This window comes from Bradyrhizobium sp. NBAIM08 (assembly GCF_020193935.1).
GTDB lineage: Bacteria > Pseudomonadota > Alphaproteobacteria > Rhizobiales > Xanthobacteraceae > Bradyrhizobium > Bradyrhizobium yuanmingense.
The window spans coordinates 1-426 of sequence record NZ_JADYVR010000620.1; the positions used below are offsets into that span (position 1 = coordinate 1).

Sequence of the window (426 nt, forward strand, 5' to 3'; positions counted from 1 at the left end):
GGTAGACGGACTGCCAGCCCAGCGGCCGCCGCTCGCCGTCGACGTCGTGCAGACCTCCGATGAAGCCGAGCGAGTAGAGGACGCACGCCGGCACGAACACGATCAGGAACAGCGGAAAGTGGCCCCACTCGGGCTCCTGGCGCACGAACAGGATCGCGACGCCGGCGGCCAGCAGCACGGCGCCGACCATCCGCAGCCAGTCGCGCGGATCGGGTGCGAAGACATCATCGGGTAGACCAGGACGGGACGGCGGTAAGGGGACTGGATGTGGGGCAAAGGCGCTCATGGGCCGGAAGGTAGCCCCGCCCGCGGCGGCAGACGACCGCACCGTCAGGGCGCCAACGCACGGGTTCCAGCGCCTACCGGGCCGGGTTTCAGCGCGCACGTAACCGGTATACGGATCCGCCGAGCGACGCCGCGTAGATG

At 70.0% G+C, this 426-nt stretch carries 1 protein-coding gene; it reads right to left on the reverse strand.

Going from position 1 to position 426, the window contains the following annotated elements; translation table 11 throughout:
- A partial coding sequence (locus I6F37_RS41245) for a hypothetical protein (RefSeq protein WP_225154558.1) occupies positions 1–286 on the reverse strand: 286 nt, incomplete at its 3' end.
- Positions 287–426 lie beyond the last annotated feature (140 nt).